Below are 14,690 nucleotides of genomic sequence, written 5' to 3'. Positions count from 1 at the left end.
TAGCCCAAGCCTACGCCGAATAAAAAAGCCTCCGATTCAAGCGGGACAAGCATGGTGAAATTACGTGAGGCCTGTAGTGTGCCCAAGAGCCAGGCAATTTTCAGTTTCAACTGCCGGCAATCGGATAAACCACTCGCCAAATCACGGTCCCGCCATATCTTGGCAAGGGGCATGCGACTTCGTTCGGAGCATCAAGTCATGACGTCCTCTCCCTTCAAGAACATTTGTGTCTACGGCGCCGGCGCACTCGGCGGTGCGATCGCGGCCAAGCTCGCCTCCCCCAAAGAAAGCCAGACCAAGATTTCCGTCGTGGCGCGCGGAGACCATCTGGAAGCTATTCGCGCTGGCGGCATAAGCCTGTGGGAAGCGGATGCGGACAGTCCTATCGTTGCGCAGATGACAGCAACCTCGGATTCAGACGAGTTGCCGCCGCAAGATCTCGTTATCACCGGCCTCAAAGGTCATCAGCTTGGCGCAGCCGCTCCGGGCATTGCGAAATTGCTGCATTCCGGTACGCGCGTCGTGATGATCCTCAACGGCGTACCATGGTGGTATTTTCACCGGGATAGTCGGAGCGGTTACGCCGAACGCCAGATAGAAGAGCTCGACCCGAACGGCGATCTCTGGCGTCTGATCGGGCCGGAGCGCATCATCGGCTGCGTCGCCTATCAGGGAGCGGAAGTCGTCGCACCCGGCGAGGTCAAGCTCGCCAACAACGGACATTTCATCCTCGGCGAACCTTCCGGCGAAACGACGGGCGATATCGAAGCCATCGTAGCACTGCTGCAGCGGGCCGGCGTCAATGTTTCGATTTCCTCGCGCATTCGCGACGATATCTGGAGCAAGCTCATGGGCAACGCCGCCTTCAATCCGATCAGCGCGCTCACCCGCGGATTGATGTCCGATATCATGGACGACCCGGCACTAGCCGCCATGGTTGGTCAGGTGATGCGCGAGGTAAAAGCCGTTGCCGAGGCTTTGGGATCGCACATCGCCATGTCCGTGGAGGAGCGTCTTGAGCGTTCCCGTCAGATCGGACCCGTCCGTACCTCGATGCTGCAGGACCTACTTGCCGGCAAAGCGCTGGAAATCACGCCTCTCGTGGGCGTCGTCGTCTCGCTCGGAAAGCTCGTGAATATACCGACGCCGGTCTCGGCGACTATCCTGGCGCTGGTGACGGAGCTCGACCGCAAGAACCAGCAAGGCGCCGAGTAAGCAGCGGTCGACGACGCCAGACAGCTTTTCGATCCTCCGGCAGCGGTCCACGGGCCTGTTTCCGGAGGAATTCCGGGTATGTCAGCTCTTTATATTTCACTTACTTCTTCGTCTTCAGCCCCGAATGGATTTCCTATGGGGGCCGGCGTTACGCTTGCGGTGGAATATGGAGATAGATCCCATGCTCGACACGCACGCACCCAATCTCACGGAATCCATCCGCGTCCTCGTTCATAACAGCGACGAGAAGCATCATCGCGTTGCGGCATCGACTGCAACAACGAAGAGTTCGCGCAAGCGTCAGCCTCACTCGCGTCAGGTCCGGGAAAAACGCACGTTTCAGGCCATGTTCGCCTTCGGGCTGCTGCTCGGCGCGCTTGAGCTGTTCATCGTGCTGCATTACCTCTGAGATGTCACAGACATGAATGGACCGACTTTTCGAAGGCGGATCGGCGGTGCGATCACTGCTCTCATCACGCCTTTCCGCGACGGCGTTTTCGATGGCGTCGACATGATGGCGCATATCGAGTGGCAGCTGCTAAGCGGGATCGACGGACTTCTCGTCTGTTCGCTGATCGGCGAAGGCCCGACGCTGACCGACGCCGAACGCTTCAGAGCCATCGAAATCTGCGTCGAGCTTTCCGAAGACAAGGTGCCGGTCATCGTCGCGACCGGAACCAACGACACGAAGACGACCCTGGAGCAAACGATACAGGCACAGCGCCTTGGCGCAGATGCGGCCTTCGTGACGGTGCCCTATTATTCCAAGCCGACGCAAAAAGGGATCATCCACCATTTCGAGCAGCTGGCGGCGCAGAGCGAGCTGCCCATCATCGTGCATAATCAGCCATCGCATACCGCGATCGATCTCGCTCCGGCAACGATCGCGCGCCTCGCCGAAATCCGGGGGATTATCGGGATCGCCGACGACGGCTGCGATATCTCGCGCATCGATCTCTGGCGACATCTGCTACCGGAGGGGTTCGGCCTGTTCACATCCAACGACGCCAACGCGCTCGGCTTCACGGCTGCGGGTGGTCATGGCTGTTTCTCCAGTGCGGCCAATATCGTCCCACGCCTCTTTCGATCCATGCAGTATTCGGCTGCGTGCGGCAACATCAGTGCTGCCCGATCCATCGACGAGCGCTTGCAGCCATTGTTCAACGCACTCGCCCGCGAAAGTGAGCCGGCGACGATCAAGCATGCCTTGTCACTAGCCAGAGATATCGAAGCGGAAGTTCGCCTGCCATTGGTCGGCGTCGGCACTGAGACAGCCGCGGCAATCCAGGCGGCAATTGCTCCGTTTCAGCTTGATGGCAGCGGCCGGTTTGCCTCGCGCCATGCCTATCGCCCGGGATTGTGAAATCGCTTCATCCCTATGAGATTTTTATATTTTTGCCGTTCCAGGCAAATGGAAAACCTAGCAGCCCCCTCATAGATTCAACAGCGTAGCACCGGAAATGGTCTTATCGGACCCGTAGTGCTGCTGACACTGAAAGGAACCATGATGTCACGCCACAGGCAAGTAGGCCTGGCCGCCGACCCTCTCCAACGCCCTCGCGCCGTCGCGTTTGCGCGCAACGAGCGGCACTTCTCTTCGGACGCATTGCTGGACGGAATTCGTTCCGTCGCTCCGCGCCTCGGACTTGTCTTCCTGATCGCCGCCGCCCTGCAAATGGGGCTGCATCTGACCGGACACTGAGTGAAATCGAAGAGATCCAAGAGGAAATAACAATGGCAAACGCACAACATCTTCAACGTCGCTCGGCCCACAGCCCGCTCGCTCCGGCGCCGGCGCGCTTCATCATCGGTCGTGACCGCCGCGGCAGCTGGATCGTTCAGGACCGGCAAGGCCTCGTTGGCGGTCTGTTCCGCAATGAAGCGGCGGCCCTCCACTTCGCCGCCGAGGAGTGCAACCACAATCCGGCCGACATCTGCCTGGCACCCGAAGGCGCCATCCTCGATCTGGATGGCTTTACCCCCGCCCCGTCAAACCTGCACTGAACTTGCCCTTGGCAGGCTTCGACAATATCCCGCCGAACGCTTCCTTAACCGCCCCAAGGTAAACTTTCGCGAGATATCCATAGAACAGAAGACAATGTCGAAGCCTGCCTTCCGCTATAGCCACTACGATCTCGGGGAACAACGCGCCGGAACGGTGATCGAAATCACGCTCTCGGCCATTGCCAATGTCAGGCTGATGAACGGCTCGAATTTCGAGCGCTTCACCGAAACGCTGAAGCATCAGTTTCTCGGCGGCGTTGCCAAGAAATCGCCGATACGGCTGGTCATTCCGGAGGCCGGCCATTGGCATCTGGTGGTCGATATGGAAGGTCATAAGAGCCTGGCGGAATCGAGCGTCAAAATGGTGGACAGGGTAACCGTTCCACGCATGCAAAAAGCATAGCGGCAATCCGTCACCGCCAGGTGATATATGGACTAGCGCTCGCCACGCTCCTTGCGCAGCTTCGCCCACCAATCCAGCCGCTTGCGGATTTCACGCTCGAAGCCCCGTTCCGGCGGATCGTAGAAGATCTGGCGACCCATCTTCTCCGGAAAGTAATTCTGCCCTGAAAAAGCATCCGGCTCGTCGTGATCGTAGCGATAGCCATCGCCATAGCCTTCCGTGCGCATCAGTTTCGTGGGCGCGTTCAGGATGTGTTTCGGCGGCAGCAGCGAGCCATTCTGCTTGGCGGCCTGGGTTGCGGCCTTGAAGGCCGTGTAGACGGCACTGGATTTCGGGGCGGTGGCGAGATAGACGCAGGCCTGCGCCAACGCCAATTCACCCTCAGGCGACCCGAGATAATCATAGGCATCCTTGGCGGCATTGCAGATGACAAGCGCCTGCGGATCGGCAAGCCCGATATCCTCCACCGCCATACGCACCAGCCGACGGCCGAGATAGAGCGGATCCTCGCCGGCATCAAACATGCGGGCAAGATAATAGAGCGCGGCGTCCGGGTCGGAGCCGCGAACCGACTTGTGCAGCGCAGAAATCAGATTGTAATGCCCATCCTGCGCCTTGTCATAGACCGGCGCGCGACGTTGGACGATCTTGATCAGCATATCGGGATCGAAAAGCTCGTCCTTGCGCGCGGCACGCCAGACCTCTTCCGCCAGCGTCAGCACCGAGCGACCATCGCCATCGGCCATGCGGATCAGGCTGGCGCGGGCATCCTCCGTCAGCGGCAGCGGCTTGCTCTCGACAGTTTCGGCGCGGCGCAGCAGTTCTTCCAGACTTTCCTCATCATGCGAGCGGAACGTCAGGACACGGGCGCGGGATAAAAGAGCGGCGTTGAGTTCGAAGGATGGATTTTCGGTCGTCGCTCCCACAAGAATGACAGTACCGTCCTCCATCACGGGCAGGAAGCTATCCTGCTGGGCGCGATTGAAGCGATGGATCTCGTCGACGAACAGCAGGGTCTGGCGACCATCCATGCGGCGCAGACGTGCCGCCTCGAATACCTTTTTCAGATCGGCAACACCGGAAAAGATCGCCGAAATCTGTTCGAAGGCGAGGCCTGCCTCGCCCGAAAGAAGCCTCGCGACCGTCGTCTTGCCGGTGCCTGGCGGCCCCCAGAAGATCATCGATCCCAGTGAACCCGCTTCGATCATCCGGCGCAGAACGCCATCCTCGCCGGTCAGATGTTCCTGACCGGTGACTTCGGCCAATGTTTGCGGCCGCAGGCGATCGGCGAGCGGCCGCTTGTTGGCGACCTCCTCCGGTATCCGCGGTGCAAACAGATCATCGCTCATCGAAAGAACTGCCTGATACGCTGGCCGTCACGCTCGATCTCGACGCGCCAGAAGCTGGGGTTTGACGTGACGGTCTTCTGAAGGATTTCCGTGGTGTTGATCGCCACGCCATTGATAGAGATGACGATATCGCGGGCGGCAAATCCAAGCCGGTCGGCCGGCGAGTTCTGCTTCAGGCTTTCGATGACAACGCCCGTGGAATCCGGCGGCATATGCAGATCGTCGGCAACGCGCGGCGAGAGATTGGCAACGGTCGCGCCGGAGAAAGGATTGTTACCGTCGATCACCCGCTGATCGCGCGGCGTGGATTCGGGTGCTGCGGCCAGCGTCATCGTGGCTTGATGCTCCTTGCCATTGTCGAGCACAGTCAATGCCACCGTCACACCGAGACCAGCCGTCGTCAGACGATAGCCGAGCGCATCGGGATGCTCGATCGAGATATTGTTCAGCGCCGTGATCACTTCGCCAGGCTTGAGGCCGGCCTTGGCAGCAGGGCCACCGTCGACCACCTTCGTTACCAACGCACCGCGCACCTTGTCGAGGCCAAGCGCTTCGGCGACGTCCGATGTCACCGGCTCGAAGGAGGCGCCGATATAGGGGCGTTCGAAGGCCTTGTCGCCGCGATCGGCAGCGGCAAGGAAGACCTTGACCAGATTGGCGGGGATGGCAAAGCCGATACCGTTGGAGCCGCCCCCCTGGGAGAAGATCGCCGTATTCAGCCCGATCAGCTCGCCGGTCATGTTGACGAGCGCGCCGCCGGAATTGCCAGGGTTGATCGAGGCATCGGTCTGGATGAAGAAACCAACCTCGTTCTTGACCTGGTTACGGGCGAGCGCAGAGACGATACCGCTCGTGACCGTCTGGCCCACGCCGAAGGGATTGCCGATCGCCAGCACGAGATCGCCGACCTCGATGCCATCGGAATTGCCGAGCGGCAGAACCGGGAAGGTCTCGTTCTTCGACTGGATCTTCAAGACGGCGAGATCGACGCGATCGTCTTTCAGAACGACCTTGCAGGGAAATTCGCGGCCGTCCGAAAGTGCGATCTTGATATCGTCAGCGCCATCGACGACGTGGTTGTTGGTAATGACGGTGCCATTCGCCTCCACGATGACGCCGGAGCCAAGCGAAGACTGCTTCTCGGTGCGATTCGGCATGCGCTGACCGAAAAACTGCTCGAAGAAGGGATCGCCGGCGAAGGGCGACTGACGCTGCACGACACGCTCGGCATAGACATTCACCACGGCGCCGGAGGTCTGCTTGACCAGCGGAGCGAAGGAAAGCTGCATCTGCGTCTGGCTTTGCGGCAGCGTCTTTGCCGTTTGAGCCTCAGCGGAAAGCGGCATCGCCATGACGAGGGCAATCATCGAAACGGCAGTGCGCTTCAGGAGGACATGCATGGAAATTTCCCTTTTTAATTCTCTTTAAACAACGTTGTAGCGCCCGACGCTAGAAAGAAAAGAGGGCGGAACCATGAAGCATAAATGGAAGTTGGCGACGATAAAAAACAGGCTCGCTGAACAAAAACATGCTGTCATGCATTTCGCGTTGGGAATCGTCAAAAGGGAACCAGACATGCGATTAAACCATCTTGCCGCTGCCACTTTCCTCGTCTCGCTGGGCATGGCCGGCGCCTCTCACGCCGCCAGCTTCGATTGCGAGGCGCAGAACCTGAAGCCGGACGAGAAGACGATCTGCGATGTGAGGGCTCTCAACGATGCCGACGTGAGAATGGTGACGACCTTCGACCTGCTTTCGGGACTGCTTGCCATGGGTGCGCGCGGGACGATGCAGGATCAGCAGACCGAATGGCTGAAAAAGCGGCAGGCTTGCGAAGCGGATGTCGCCTGCTTGAAGGCGTCCTATGAGGAGCGCCTGAAAGTGCTGAACGACACCTATAAGCAGATCAATCGGCCGCTGTAAGGAATTGGTTCGAAAGGTCTGCGGGCTTGACCGGACAAAGTCCCCTCTCCCCGCCTGCGGGGAGAGGGTTAGGGTGAGGGGCAAACGCAGGAACGGCAAGCTGTGCCATCGCGATGGAATTCGAAAAGCCCCTCATCCGCCCTCTCGCAGCCGAGCTCCGCTCGACCGCTCAAGTCCACCTTCTCCCCGTTTCACGGGGCGAAGGGGCTTTGTTACTTCCCACCCAAATCCCGAACAGCGCCACGATCCGCACTGGTCGCAAAAGCGGCATAAGCCTTCAAGGCCGTAGTGACGTTGCGCTTACGCGCTTCCGCCGGATGCCAGCCCTTGGCGTTCTGCGCTTCGCGGCGAGCGGCAAGTTCCTTGTCATCAACGCGCAAGTTGATGGTGCGGTTGGGGATGTCGATGTCGATCATGTCGCCTTCGCGCACCAGGCCAATCGTACCGCCATTGGCCGCTTCCGGTGAAGCATGGCCGATCGACAAGCCCGAGGTGCCACCGGAGAAGCGGCCGTCGGTGATCAGCGCGCAGGCCTTGCCGAGGCCCTTCGACTTCAGGTAGCTCGTCGGATAGAGCATTTCCTGCATACCGGGGCCGCCCTTCGGGCCTTCGTATCGGATGACGACGACATCGCCGGCCTTCACTTCGTTGCTGAGGATACCCTTGACGGCAGCGTCCTGGCTTTCGAAGACCTTGGCCGGACCGGAGAACTTCAGGATCGATTCATCGACACCGGCCGTCTTCACGATGCAGCCGTCAAGCGCCAAGTTGCCCTTGAGCACGGCCAGGCCGCCATCCTTGGAAAAGGGATGCTCGACGGAGCGGATGACGCCCTTCTCGCGGTCCGTATCGAGTTCATCCCAGCGGGAGCTCTGGCTGAAGGCAACCTGCGTCGGAACGCCGCCCGGAGCCGCGCGGAAGAATTCGCGTACGCTTTCGCTGTTGGTACGAGTGATATCCCAACGGTCGATAGCGTCGCCGAGCGTTTCGGCATGAACCGTCGGGCAATCGCGGTTGATCAGGCCGCCCTTATCGAGCTCGCCGAGGATCGACATGATGCCGCCGGCGCGGTGCACGTCTTCCATATGAACGTCGCTCTTGGCGGGCGCAACCTTGGACAGGCACGGGACGCGGCGCGACAGCGCGTCGATGTCGGCCATGGTGAAATCGACCTCGCCTTCGTGCGCAGCTGCCAGGATATGCAGAACCGTGTTGGTTGAGCCGCCCATGGCGATATCGAGCGCCATGGCGTTCTCGAAGGCCTGCTTGGAGGCGACGGAGCGCGGCAGGATGGATGCATCGTCCTGCTCGTAGTAACGGCGGGCAAGATCGACGATCAGATGGCCGGCCTCGACGAAGAGGCGCTTGCGATCGGCGTGGGTGGCGAGCGTCGAGCCGTTGCCCGGCAGCGACAGACCGAGCGCTTCAGTCAGGCAGTTCATCGAATTGGCGGTGAACATGCCCGAGCACGAGCCACAGGTCGGACAGGCGGAGCGCTCGATGACCTGGACGTCTTCATCGCTGATCTTGTCGTCGGCCGCGGCAACCATGGCATCGACAAGATCGAGGGCGACCTTCTTGCCATGCAGGACGACCTTGCCGGCCTCCATCGGGCCGCCGGACACGAAGACCGTCGGGATATTGAGGCGCAGCGAAGCCATCAGCATGCCGGGGGTGATCTTGTCGCAGTTTGAGATACAGACCATGGCATCGGCGCAATGGGCGTTGACCATGTATTCGACGCTGTCGGCGATCAGCTCGCGCGACGGCAGCGAATAGAGCATACCGTCATGGCCCATGGCGATACCGTCGTCGACGGCGATGGTGTTGAATTCCTTGGCAACACCGCCGGCCGCCTCGATCTCGCGGGCAACGAGCTGGCCGAGATCCTTGAGGTGAACGTGACCGGGCACGAACTGGGTGAAGGAGTTGACCACCGCAATAATGGGCTTGCCGAAATCGCTATCCTTCATACCCGTCGCGCGCCAAAGGCCGCGCGCGCCGGCCATGTTGCGGCCGTGGGTGGTTGTTCTGGAACGATAAGCTGGCATGGTGTCTTCCTCGTCATCCTGGAATTTGTGCGGCGTCAGGCATGGGCCAAGGGTTTTAGGCCGCAGGGGCGCCGGCAACTCCGCTTTTTGGAATTGTCCTAATCCAATCATGCAGTACTGTCACTATCAACTCGAGCGAATCCGGTACGCTGCCGGGCAAGGGCCGCGTCCGTGCAAACAAGTCGCTCGACCAAAGTTGGGAACGAAACGGCCCGATCACAAGCGCACACAAAAAGTTGCTTTCACTTCCAAAGAAATGCCTGCCTAAGAGTGTAACAAAACCTGTGTCCGTTGCGTATCGCTCATATCGAAGCTGCTATCGCATAAAGGAATTGTTCCATGGCCGCCTATCGCCCGCCGAAAATCGCATCCTCCGAGATTACACCCCGCTCGATCTATCTGAAGCGTCGCGAGTTCCTGACGGCTGCAGCAGCTGGCATCGGCATGGCCACGATCGGCGGCAAGGCGGCGCTGGCCGAGGCGCTGACGGCGACCAAGAGCAATTATACCGTTGATGAGAAGCTGACGCCGCTCAAGGATGTTGCCACCTATAATAACTTCTACGAATTCGGCCTCGACAAGGCCGATCCGGCCAACCTCTCGGGTAAATTCAAGCCACGTCCCTGGACAATCAAGGTCGACGGTATGGTCAACAAGCCCGGCACGTTCGATGTCGATGCCTTGATCAAGGAATTTCCGCCGGAGGAGCGTGTCTATCGCATGCGCTGCGTCGAGGCCTGGTCGATGGTCATTCCCTGGGACGGCTTCCAGCTCTCGGCCCTGCTCGACAAGGTGGAGCCGCAGGGCAGCGCTAAGTTCGTGGCCTTCGAGACCGTGGTCCGACCGGAAGAAATGCCGGGGCAGTCGGGCCTCCTGCAATCCCTGAATTGGCCCTATGTCGAGGGCCTGCGTCTGGATGAAGCGCGCAACCCGCTGACGCTGCTTGCCGTAGGTCTCTATGGCGAGACGCTGCCGAACCAGAACGGCGCGCCGATCCGGCTCGTCGTGCCCTGGAAATATGGCTTCAAAGGCATCAAGTCGATCGTCCGCATCACGCTTACCGACAAGCAGCCGCTGAACACGTGGCAGGCGACGAACAGCCAAGAGTACGGCTTCTACGCTAACGTCAATCCGGCCGTCGATCATCCGCGCTGGAGCCAGGCAACCGAACGGCGCATCGGCGAAGGCGGCTTCTTCAGCTCCAATCGCCACCCCACCCTGCCCTTCAACGGCTATGCCGATCAGGTCGCCAGCCTCTATAGCGGCATGGATCTCAGGGTGAATTTCTGATGGCCCTCTCCTTCGCTCTGCCCAAACGCTGGCAACCCACCTCCGTCTGGGCGCTCTACTTTGTCGGGCTTTTGCCGGCGGTCTGGGAATTCTATCTTGGCGCTACCGATCAGCTCGGCGCCGATGCGGTGAAGACCTTCGAGCTCTTCCTAGGCCTGTGGGCGATCCGCTTCCTGCTGCTGACGCTTGCGGTGACGCCGCTTCGCGATCTCTTCGGCTGGAACTATTTGCGCTATCGCCGTGCGCTCGGCCTGCTCTGTTTCTATTACGCCCTGATGCACCTGACCGTCTATATGGTCCTAGACCAGGCGCTGGACGTACAGGCGGTCATTGATGATGTGCTGAAGCGACCCTTCATCATGTTCGGCATGGCGGGCCTCGTCATGCTGCTAGCGCTTGCCGTGACCTCGAACAATTTCTCGATCAAACGGCTCGGCAAGAAATGGATCTGGCTGCATCGCCTCGTCTACATCATCGCTGCCTGCGGTGCTCTGCACTTTGCGCTATCGACCAAGGTGCTATCCGTGGAGCAGTTCATCTATATCGGCTTGCTGATCGCGATGATCCTCTACAGATCCTACCGGCCGATCATGATGGAAAGGCGGCGGGCAGCGCGTAAGCCGGCTGCCGCATCGAGTTCCAGAGCGGCCTGAAGGCGGCCGCCCTGCCTTTAAGCGAAAATCATTCCGCAGCGCTGGCGATTTTTGCCTGGCCCTGCTCCTGCACCTCGACGGTTGCCGTCAGGCCGGCGATCAGCTTCGTGCCATCGGGAACCTTGTCGAGCGCGATGCGCACCGGCACGCGCTGCGCCAGTCGCACCCAGCTGAAGGTCGGCGTGATGTTGGCAAGCAGGCTGCCGGAGGTTCGCTCGCGGTCCTCGATGCCATAGGCGATGCTCTCGACATGGCCGGTCAGCTTTTCGGCCTGGCCCATCAGGTGGATATAGACCTCATCGCCGATCTGGATACGCGGCAGCTTGGTTTCCTCGAAATAGCCTTCGACGCGCAGGGAATCGCTGTCTATCAGCGCCACTTTGGCAGTGCCGGCAGAGACATAATCACCTGGACGCAGGCTGAGGTTCGAGATCGTGCCGTTGACGGTGGCGCGAACCTCGGAGCGGTCGAGATTGAGCTGAGCGAGTTCGCGATTGGCGGTCGCCTGACGAACGGCGGCTTCGTCCTGCTGCACGGTGGTCAGTGCCTGTTCCTTCTGCTGCAGGGAGGCGGCATCGCCGAGACGCGCCTGCCGCGCGCTTTCACGTTGGGCCTGTTCGAGAGCCGCCTTGCTGCTGGCAAGCGCCGCATCTGCCTGTTCGAGAGCGATGGCAAAGCGATCGCGATCGACGCGGAAGAGGACATCGCCTTTCCTGACGGTCTGATTGTCCTTCGCGAGAACCTCGCTCACCAGGCCGGAGACGTCAGGCGCGATGCCGACGACATCGGCCCTCAGACGCGCATCGCGCGTCCACGGCTCATCCATGTAATGACCCCAGAGGTGACGGCCGACATAGACAGCGGCGGCGACGAAGATGAGAGTGACGACCACGCGGCCGATGAGTTTTAACGCGTTCATGTGAAGTACCAACGAGAGACTGAGGAGACGGCGCCGAGCAGCAGGACGTAAAGCGCGAGATCGAAGAGGCCGCGATGCCAGACCAGAGTGTAGACTCCGATCCATGCGAGCAGGCGCCGAAGGATAATGACGACAAACAAGGTCAAGAGCATGAGAACGAGAAGGCGTGGGATATAGACGCCATAAAGATCGAATTCTGCGGGCATGATATTACTCGGCGGCAATGGGATGAAGTTGGGTTGTATCCGCTACGGGCGGTCGCCAGCTCGCCGGCGGTTCGGAATGCGGGAAGAGTGCCCGGCGAAGGCCGACCAGCGCATCAAGGCTCGCCCGAGCGGAATCTCGCTTTTCCTGCGCGACGGCTTCGAGGCTATGGTCGATCGACACACGCAGTTCGTCGGCCGGATCCACAGCCCGTTTTGCCTTCAGCCGCGAACGATAGAAATCCGACACGCCGATGAGCACTTTGCTGACGGATGCAGCGGCAGCCGGTTTCAGCTGGCCGCGCTCTTTCTGCAGCATCAGCACGTTGAAGCCGAGGCGGACATCGGCATAGCCATCGACCTTCTTCAGCTCTCGGTCCTCAATGCCCGCAAGGCGGGGCACGAGTTGGCCCAGGCGGTCGAGGATGCGGCCGGAGAGCCGTTCATGATCGGCGCGACGGATACCGGCAGCAGTCTCGGCCAGATCTCTCCAGCCGGCCCGCACCAGCCGCCAGGCGGCCAGCTCCGAACCGAAAGGACGGGTGAGCAAAGTCCAGACCAAGGCGAAGCCAACACCGGCCAGAGCGGCGATCGCACTGTTGGTGAAGCTGGCGAAATCGGCGGTGTAACGATCCTGCAGCGCGATGAAACTTGCACCGTTTACCGCCAGCAGCATGCCGAGCATGTTGGTTTGCGGGCGGGTAATCAGCAGCCCCATCACCAGGAAGGGCGGTGCAAAGACCAGCACCAGCATCTCGAAACCGGAAATCGACGGCAGCACCATGAAGATATAGACGCAGGCGATAACCAGGCTGACCGCAGTCCAGATGAACATGGTGGTGATGAAGGGCGCGGGACGATCGAGCGCCGCGAAAAACGAGCAGGCAACGGCCACCATGGCGATGAAGCCGGCACCATCCGCCCAGCCGGAATAGATCCAGAAGAAGCAGGCGACGGCAATCCCGGCGATGACGCTACCGGCAGAGAAGGCAAGCAGGGCGTAATCATAATGCCTGCTGCGACCGACGACATTGCGGTAGCGGAATGCCGGGCGCCAGGTGCCGACCTGCTGTCCCGAGACGATCTCAGCGCGCAGCGTCAGGCAATCCTGCCACAAGTCGACAATTTCCTTAAGGCGAGCGAGCGCGCTCGACCGGACGAGATCGTCCCAACCGATATCGAGGTCGTCCTCCTGCAACTTCTCGATCTTCCGCGACAAGGTCTCAGCGGTCTCATCGGCCCTACTACGACCACCCTGCCTCAGCCAGTCGGCCACCTCGTTCAAAACAACGACCAATTCCTGCGGTAACGGCTTGCCACCGGCCTTCAAGGCGTGCAGGCGGTCGGCAAGAGAGGAAAAGAGGGGCAGCAGCATCAGCAGGCGGCCGCGCAGCTCGCGCGAATGCCTGACGATGTCGCGGCTGCCTGCGTCATAGCGCAACTGGCTGATGACGAGATCAAGGCCGGAAACGTCGGCGGCGAGCTTCTGCCGCTTAAGGGGAGTTGCGGGTGAAGCGCCCTCGCCGCGCAGGATCTCGTCTGCCCAGGTGCCAGCGTCATCCAGCCAGAACCCTATGCGCTGGCCGAGCACAGTGCCGACGCTGCTCGGAAAGACGACGGCGCTAACCACGCTCGCACAGACGATGCCGATGATAATCTCTTCGGAGCGGGCAAGCGCCACATCGAAAATGGTTTCGGGCGAGCCGACGGTCGGCAGTGCGATCAGCGGCAAGGTATAGCCGGCCAGCATGAAGACATAGCTGCGCGAGGTACGGTCGAGCATCGAGATGAACAGCAAGGTGCCGGTCCACAGCGCGACAACGATCGAAAGCAGTTCCGGCGCGTTGACGAAGAGCGGGATGAGGATCACCGATGCGGTGGCACCGATCAGCGTGCCGAGAGCGCGATAAAGCCCCTTTGAGCTGGTCGCCCCGGCAAGAGGATTGGCGACCACATAAACAGCGGCCATCGCCCAATAGGGACGCGGCAGATCGAGCGACAACGCGATGAACAGCGCCATGATCGCAGCAATGAAGGCTTTGACGGAAAATAACCACTCGCGCCAGGATGGAATGCTCATGAGACCTTCTCCGGCTCCGGTTCGGTGGCTTTGGATGCCTCAAACTCCTCGAAAGCCTTCAGGACGCGAACCGCAGCTTCGATATCCGCAGGGTCGACATTGGCAAGGATCTTGCCACGCAGCTCATCAAGTATGTCTTCCATGCGGGAAGCCACCTTTTCGCCCTCAGGCGTCAGCCACAGGCCTTTCGCGCGCCGATCCGTAGGATCATCCTTGCGGATGACAAGTTCCATGCTTTCGAGCTGATCGATCAACCGCACTAGAGACGGGCCTTCGATACCGACACAGGTGGCGAGCACCACCTGCCGCACGCCTCCCCCCAAGCGGCCGATCCAAAGCAGCGGCGCAGCCACCGCCTCTGATATGCCATGGGAGCTCAGCGCAAGATCGACAGCTCGGCGCCACTGGCGGCCGGTGGTCAGCAGATTGGCTGTAAATATACGTTGCAGGGTGTTTGACGGGTTCATGAGAACCTATTAGCACTAAACTAATTAGGATTCAAATTATTACCATCAAAATCGCCATTCCAAATGGGGAATGCAGCTATGCGAATATCGGGAGGGGCAGCGGTAACCGACCGGGATCGCAAGCGACCGATGC

16 protein-coding genes are annotated in these 14,690 nt (G+C 60.3%); 9 read left to right on the top strand and 7 right to left on the bottom strand.

What is annotated here, in order from left to right:
• Positions 1–198: 198 nt before the first annotated feature.
• The 6 genes from AC13QE_RS18985 to AC13QE_RS18960 all read left to right on the top strand — a co-directional run bounded on the left by AC13QE_RS18985 (position 199) and on the right by AC13QE_RS18960 (position 3,622).
• On the top strand, positions 199–1,215 hold the full coding sequence (locus AC13QE_RS18985; protein ID WP_488484843.1) for a ketopantoate reductase family protein: 1,017 nt from the start codon (positions 199–201) through the stop codon (positions 1,213–1,215).
• Positions 1,216–1,396: 181 nt separating this feature from the next.
• Positions 1,397–1,624 carry a hypothetical protein gene (locus AC13QE_RS18980; protein WP_132716424.1) on the top strand — a complete coding sequence of 76 codons (228 nt, stop codon included), beginning with the start codon at positions 1,397–1,399 and terminating at the stop codon, positions 1,622–1,624.
• 12 nt (positions 1,625–1,636) lie between these two features.
• Positions 1,637–2,578, top strand: coding sequence for a 4-hydroxy-tetrahydrodipicolinate synthase (dapA, locus tag AC13QE_RS18975; RefSeq protein WP_488484842.1), 942 nt, complete (start codon positions 1,637–1,639; stop codon positions 2,576–2,578).
• 144 nt (positions 2,579–2,722) lie between these two features.
• Entirely contained in the window at positions 2,723–2,917 is a 195-nt protein-coding gene (locus AC13QE_RS18970) for a hypothetical protein (RefSeq protein ID WP_488484841.1), read from the top strand.
• Between the two features lie 32 nt (positions 2,918–2,949).
• Positions 2,950–3,219 (top strand): hypothetical protein, encoded by a 270-nt coding sequence (locus tag AC13QE_RS18965; RefSeq protein WP_132716421.1) that lies wholly within the window; start codon positions 2,950–2,952, stop codon positions 3,217–3,219.
• A gap of 94 nt (positions 3,220–3,313) precedes the next feature.
• The gene (locus AC13QE_RS18960) at positions 3,314–3,622 is read left to right on the top strand and encodes a DUF1883 domain-containing protein (RefSeq protein ID WP_112337455.1); all 309 of its coding nucleotides are present in this window, start codon (positions 3,314–3,316) and stop codon (positions 3,620–3,622) included.
• Between the two features lie 32 nt (positions 3,623–3,654).
• Here the strand turns inward: AC13QE_RS18960 and AC13QE_RS18955 are convergent, their stop codons facing one another.
• A complete protein-coding gene (locus AC13QE_RS18955) occupies positions 3,655–4,971 on the bottom strand; it encodes a replication-associated recombination protein A (RefSeq protein WP_488484840.1) in 1,317 nt (438 codons plus the stop codon).
• The gene (locus tag AC13QE_RS18950) at positions 4,968–6,371 is read right to left on the bottom strand and encodes a DegQ family serine endoprotease (RefSeq protein ID WP_488484839.1); all 1,404 of its coding nucleotides are present in this window, start codon (positions 6,369–6,371) and stop codon (positions 4,968–4,970) included. The genes AC13QE_RS18955 and AC13QE_RS18950 overlap by 4 nt, the downstream gene beginning before the upstream one ends.
• 175 nt (positions 6,372–6,546) lie before the next feature.
• On the opposite strand from AC13QE_RS18950, the gene AC13QE_RS18945 reads away from it, so the two are divergent.
• A complete protein-coding gene (locus AC13QE_RS18945; protein ID WP_488484838.1) occupies positions 6,547–6,894 on the top strand; it encodes a lysozyme inhibitor LprI family protein in 348 nt (115 codons plus the stop codon).
• A gap of 212 nt (positions 6,895–7,106) precedes the next feature.
• Here AC13QE_RS18945 and ilvD read toward each other — a convergent pair whose 3' ends face one another.
• Positions 7,107–8,945: a dihydroxy-acid dehydratase gene (gene ilvD / locus AC13QE_RS18940; protein WP_183870341.1), complete on the bottom strand. Its 1,839-nt coding sequence runs from the start codon at positions 8,943–8,945 to the stop codon at positions 7,107–7,109.
• A 339-nt stretch (positions 8,946–9,284) separates the two neighbouring features.
• Between ilvD and msrP the strand changes: the two genes are divergently transcribed.
• Both msrP and msrQ read left to right on the top strand, forming a co-directional pair.
• Positions 9,285–10,235, top strand: a complete 951-nt coding sequence (gene msrP, locus AC13QE_RS18935; RefSeq protein ID WP_488484837.1) for a protein-methionine-sulfoxide reductase catalytic subunit MsrP — start codon at positions 9,285–9,287, stop codon at positions 10,233–10,235.
• Positions 10,232–10,888, top strand: coding sequence for a protein-methionine-sulfoxide reductase heme-binding subunit MsrQ (msrQ, locus tag AC13QE_RS18930; RefSeq protein WP_488485006.1), 657 nt, complete (start codon positions 10,232–10,234; stop codon positions 10,886–10,888). Before msrP ends, msrQ begins: the two co-directional genes overlap by 4 nt.
• A 28-nt stretch (positions 10,889–10,916) precedes the next feature.
• Here msrQ and AC13QE_RS18925 read toward each other — a convergent pair whose 3' ends face one another.
• Genes AC13QE_RS18925 through AC13QE_RS18910 form a run of 4 tightly spaced genes read right to left on the bottom strand, consistent with a single transcriptional unit; the run spans position 10,917 to position 14,557 of the window.
• On the bottom strand, positions 10,917–11,807 hold the full coding sequence (locus AC13QE_RS18925; protein ID WP_488484836.1) for an efflux RND transporter periplasmic adaptor subunit: 891 nt from the start codon (positions 11,805–11,807) through the stop codon (positions 10,917–10,919).
• The gene (locus tag AC13QE_RS18920) at positions 11,804–12,013 is read right to left on the bottom strand and encodes a DUF1656 domain-containing protein (RefSeq protein WP_015339618.1); all 210 of its coding nucleotides are present in this window, start codon (positions 12,011–12,013) and stop codon (positions 11,804–11,806) included. The genes AC13QE_RS18925 and AC13QE_RS18920 overlap by 4 nt, the downstream gene beginning before the upstream one ends.
• Positions 12,014–12,017: 4 nt before the next feature.
• Positions 12,018–14,090 carry an FUSC family protein gene (locus tag AC13QE_RS18915; RefSeq protein WP_488484835.1) on the bottom strand — a complete coding sequence of 691 codons (2,073 nt, stop codon included), beginning with the start codon at positions 14,088–14,090 and terminating at the stop codon, positions 12,018–12,020.
• Positions 14,087–14,557, bottom strand: coding sequence for a MarR family winged helix-turn-helix transcriptional regulator (locus AC13QE_RS18910; RefSeq protein ID WP_488484834.1), 471 nt, complete (start codon positions 14,555–14,557; stop codon positions 14,087–14,089). Before AC13QE_RS18910 ends, AC13QE_RS18915 begins: the two co-directional genes overlap by 4 nt.
• Positions 14,558–14,690: the final 133 nt, after the last annotated feature.

It is taken from the genome of Martinezella sp. CNPSo 3957 (genome assembly GCF_057784395.1).
The sequence above is the reverse complement of the archived record's forward strand: the minus strand, read 5'-3'. Positions and strand labels throughout refer to the sequence as shown.

What these genes read in the sequence shown, in the direction of transcription:
- AC13QE_RS18985 (WP_488484843.1), top strand. Translation starts at nt 199, where the DNA reads ATGACGTCCTCTCCCTTCAAGAACATTTGTGTCTACGGCGCCGGCGCA.
- AC13QE_RS18980 (WP_132716424.1), top strand. Translation starts at nt 1,397, where the DNA reads ATGCTCGACACGCACGCACCCAATCTCACGGAATCCATCCGCGTCCTC.
- dapA (WP_488484842.1), top strand. Translation starts at nt 1,637, where the DNA reads ATGAATGGACCGACTTTTCGAAGGCGGATCGGCGGTGCGATCACTGCT.
- AC13QE_RS18970 (WP_488484841.1), top strand. Translation starts at nt 2,723, where the DNA reads ATGTCACGCCACAGGCAAGTAGGCCTGGCCGCCGACCCTCTCCAACGC.
- AC13QE_RS18965 (WP_132716421.1), top strand. Translation starts at nt 2,950, where the DNA reads ATGGCAAACGCACAACATCTTCAACGTCGCTCGGCCCACAGCCCGCTC.
- AC13QE_RS18960 (WP_112337455.1), top strand. Translation starts at nt 3,314, where the DNA reads ATGTCGAAGCCTGCCTTCCGCTATAGCCACTACGATCTCGGGGAACAA.
- AC13QE_RS18955 (WP_488484840.1), bottom strand. Translation starts at nt 4,971, where the DNA reads ATGAGCGATGATCTGTTTGCACCGCGGATACCGGAGGAGGTCGCCAAC.
- AC13QE_RS18950 (WP_488484839.1), bottom strand. Translation starts at nt 6,371, where the DNA reads ATGCATGTCCTCCTGAAGCGCACTGCCGTTTCGATGATTGCCCTCGTC.
- AC13QE_RS18945 (WP_488484838.1), top strand. Translation starts at nt 6,547, where the DNA reads ATGCGATTAAACCATCTTGCCGCTGCCACTTTCCTCGTCTCGCTGGGC.
- ilvD (WP_183870341.1), bottom strand. Translation starts at nt 8,945, where the DNA reads ATGCCAGCTTATCGTTCCAGAACAACCACCCACGGCCGCAACATGGCC.
- msrP (WP_488484837.1), top strand. Translation starts at nt 9,285, where the DNA reads ATGGCCGCCTATCGCCCGCCGAAAATCGCATCCTCCGAGATTACACCC.
- AC13QE_RS18925 (WP_488484836.1), bottom strand. Translation starts at nt 11,807, where the DNA reads ATGAACGCGTTAAAACTCATCGGCCGCGTGGTCGTCACTCTCATCTTC.
- AC13QE_RS18920 (WP_015339618.1), bottom strand. Translation starts at nt 12,013, where the DNA reads ATGCCCGCAGAATTCGATCTTTATGGCGTCTATATCCCACGCCTTCTC.
- AC13QE_RS18915 (WP_488484835.1), bottom strand. Translation starts at nt 14,090, where the DNA reads ATGAGCATTCCATCCTGGCGCGAGTGGTTATTTTCCGTCAAAGCCTTC.
- AC13QE_RS18910 (WP_488484834.1), bottom strand. Translation starts at nt 14,557, where the DNA reads ATGAACCCGTCAAACACCCTGCAACGTATATTTACAGCCAATCTGCTG.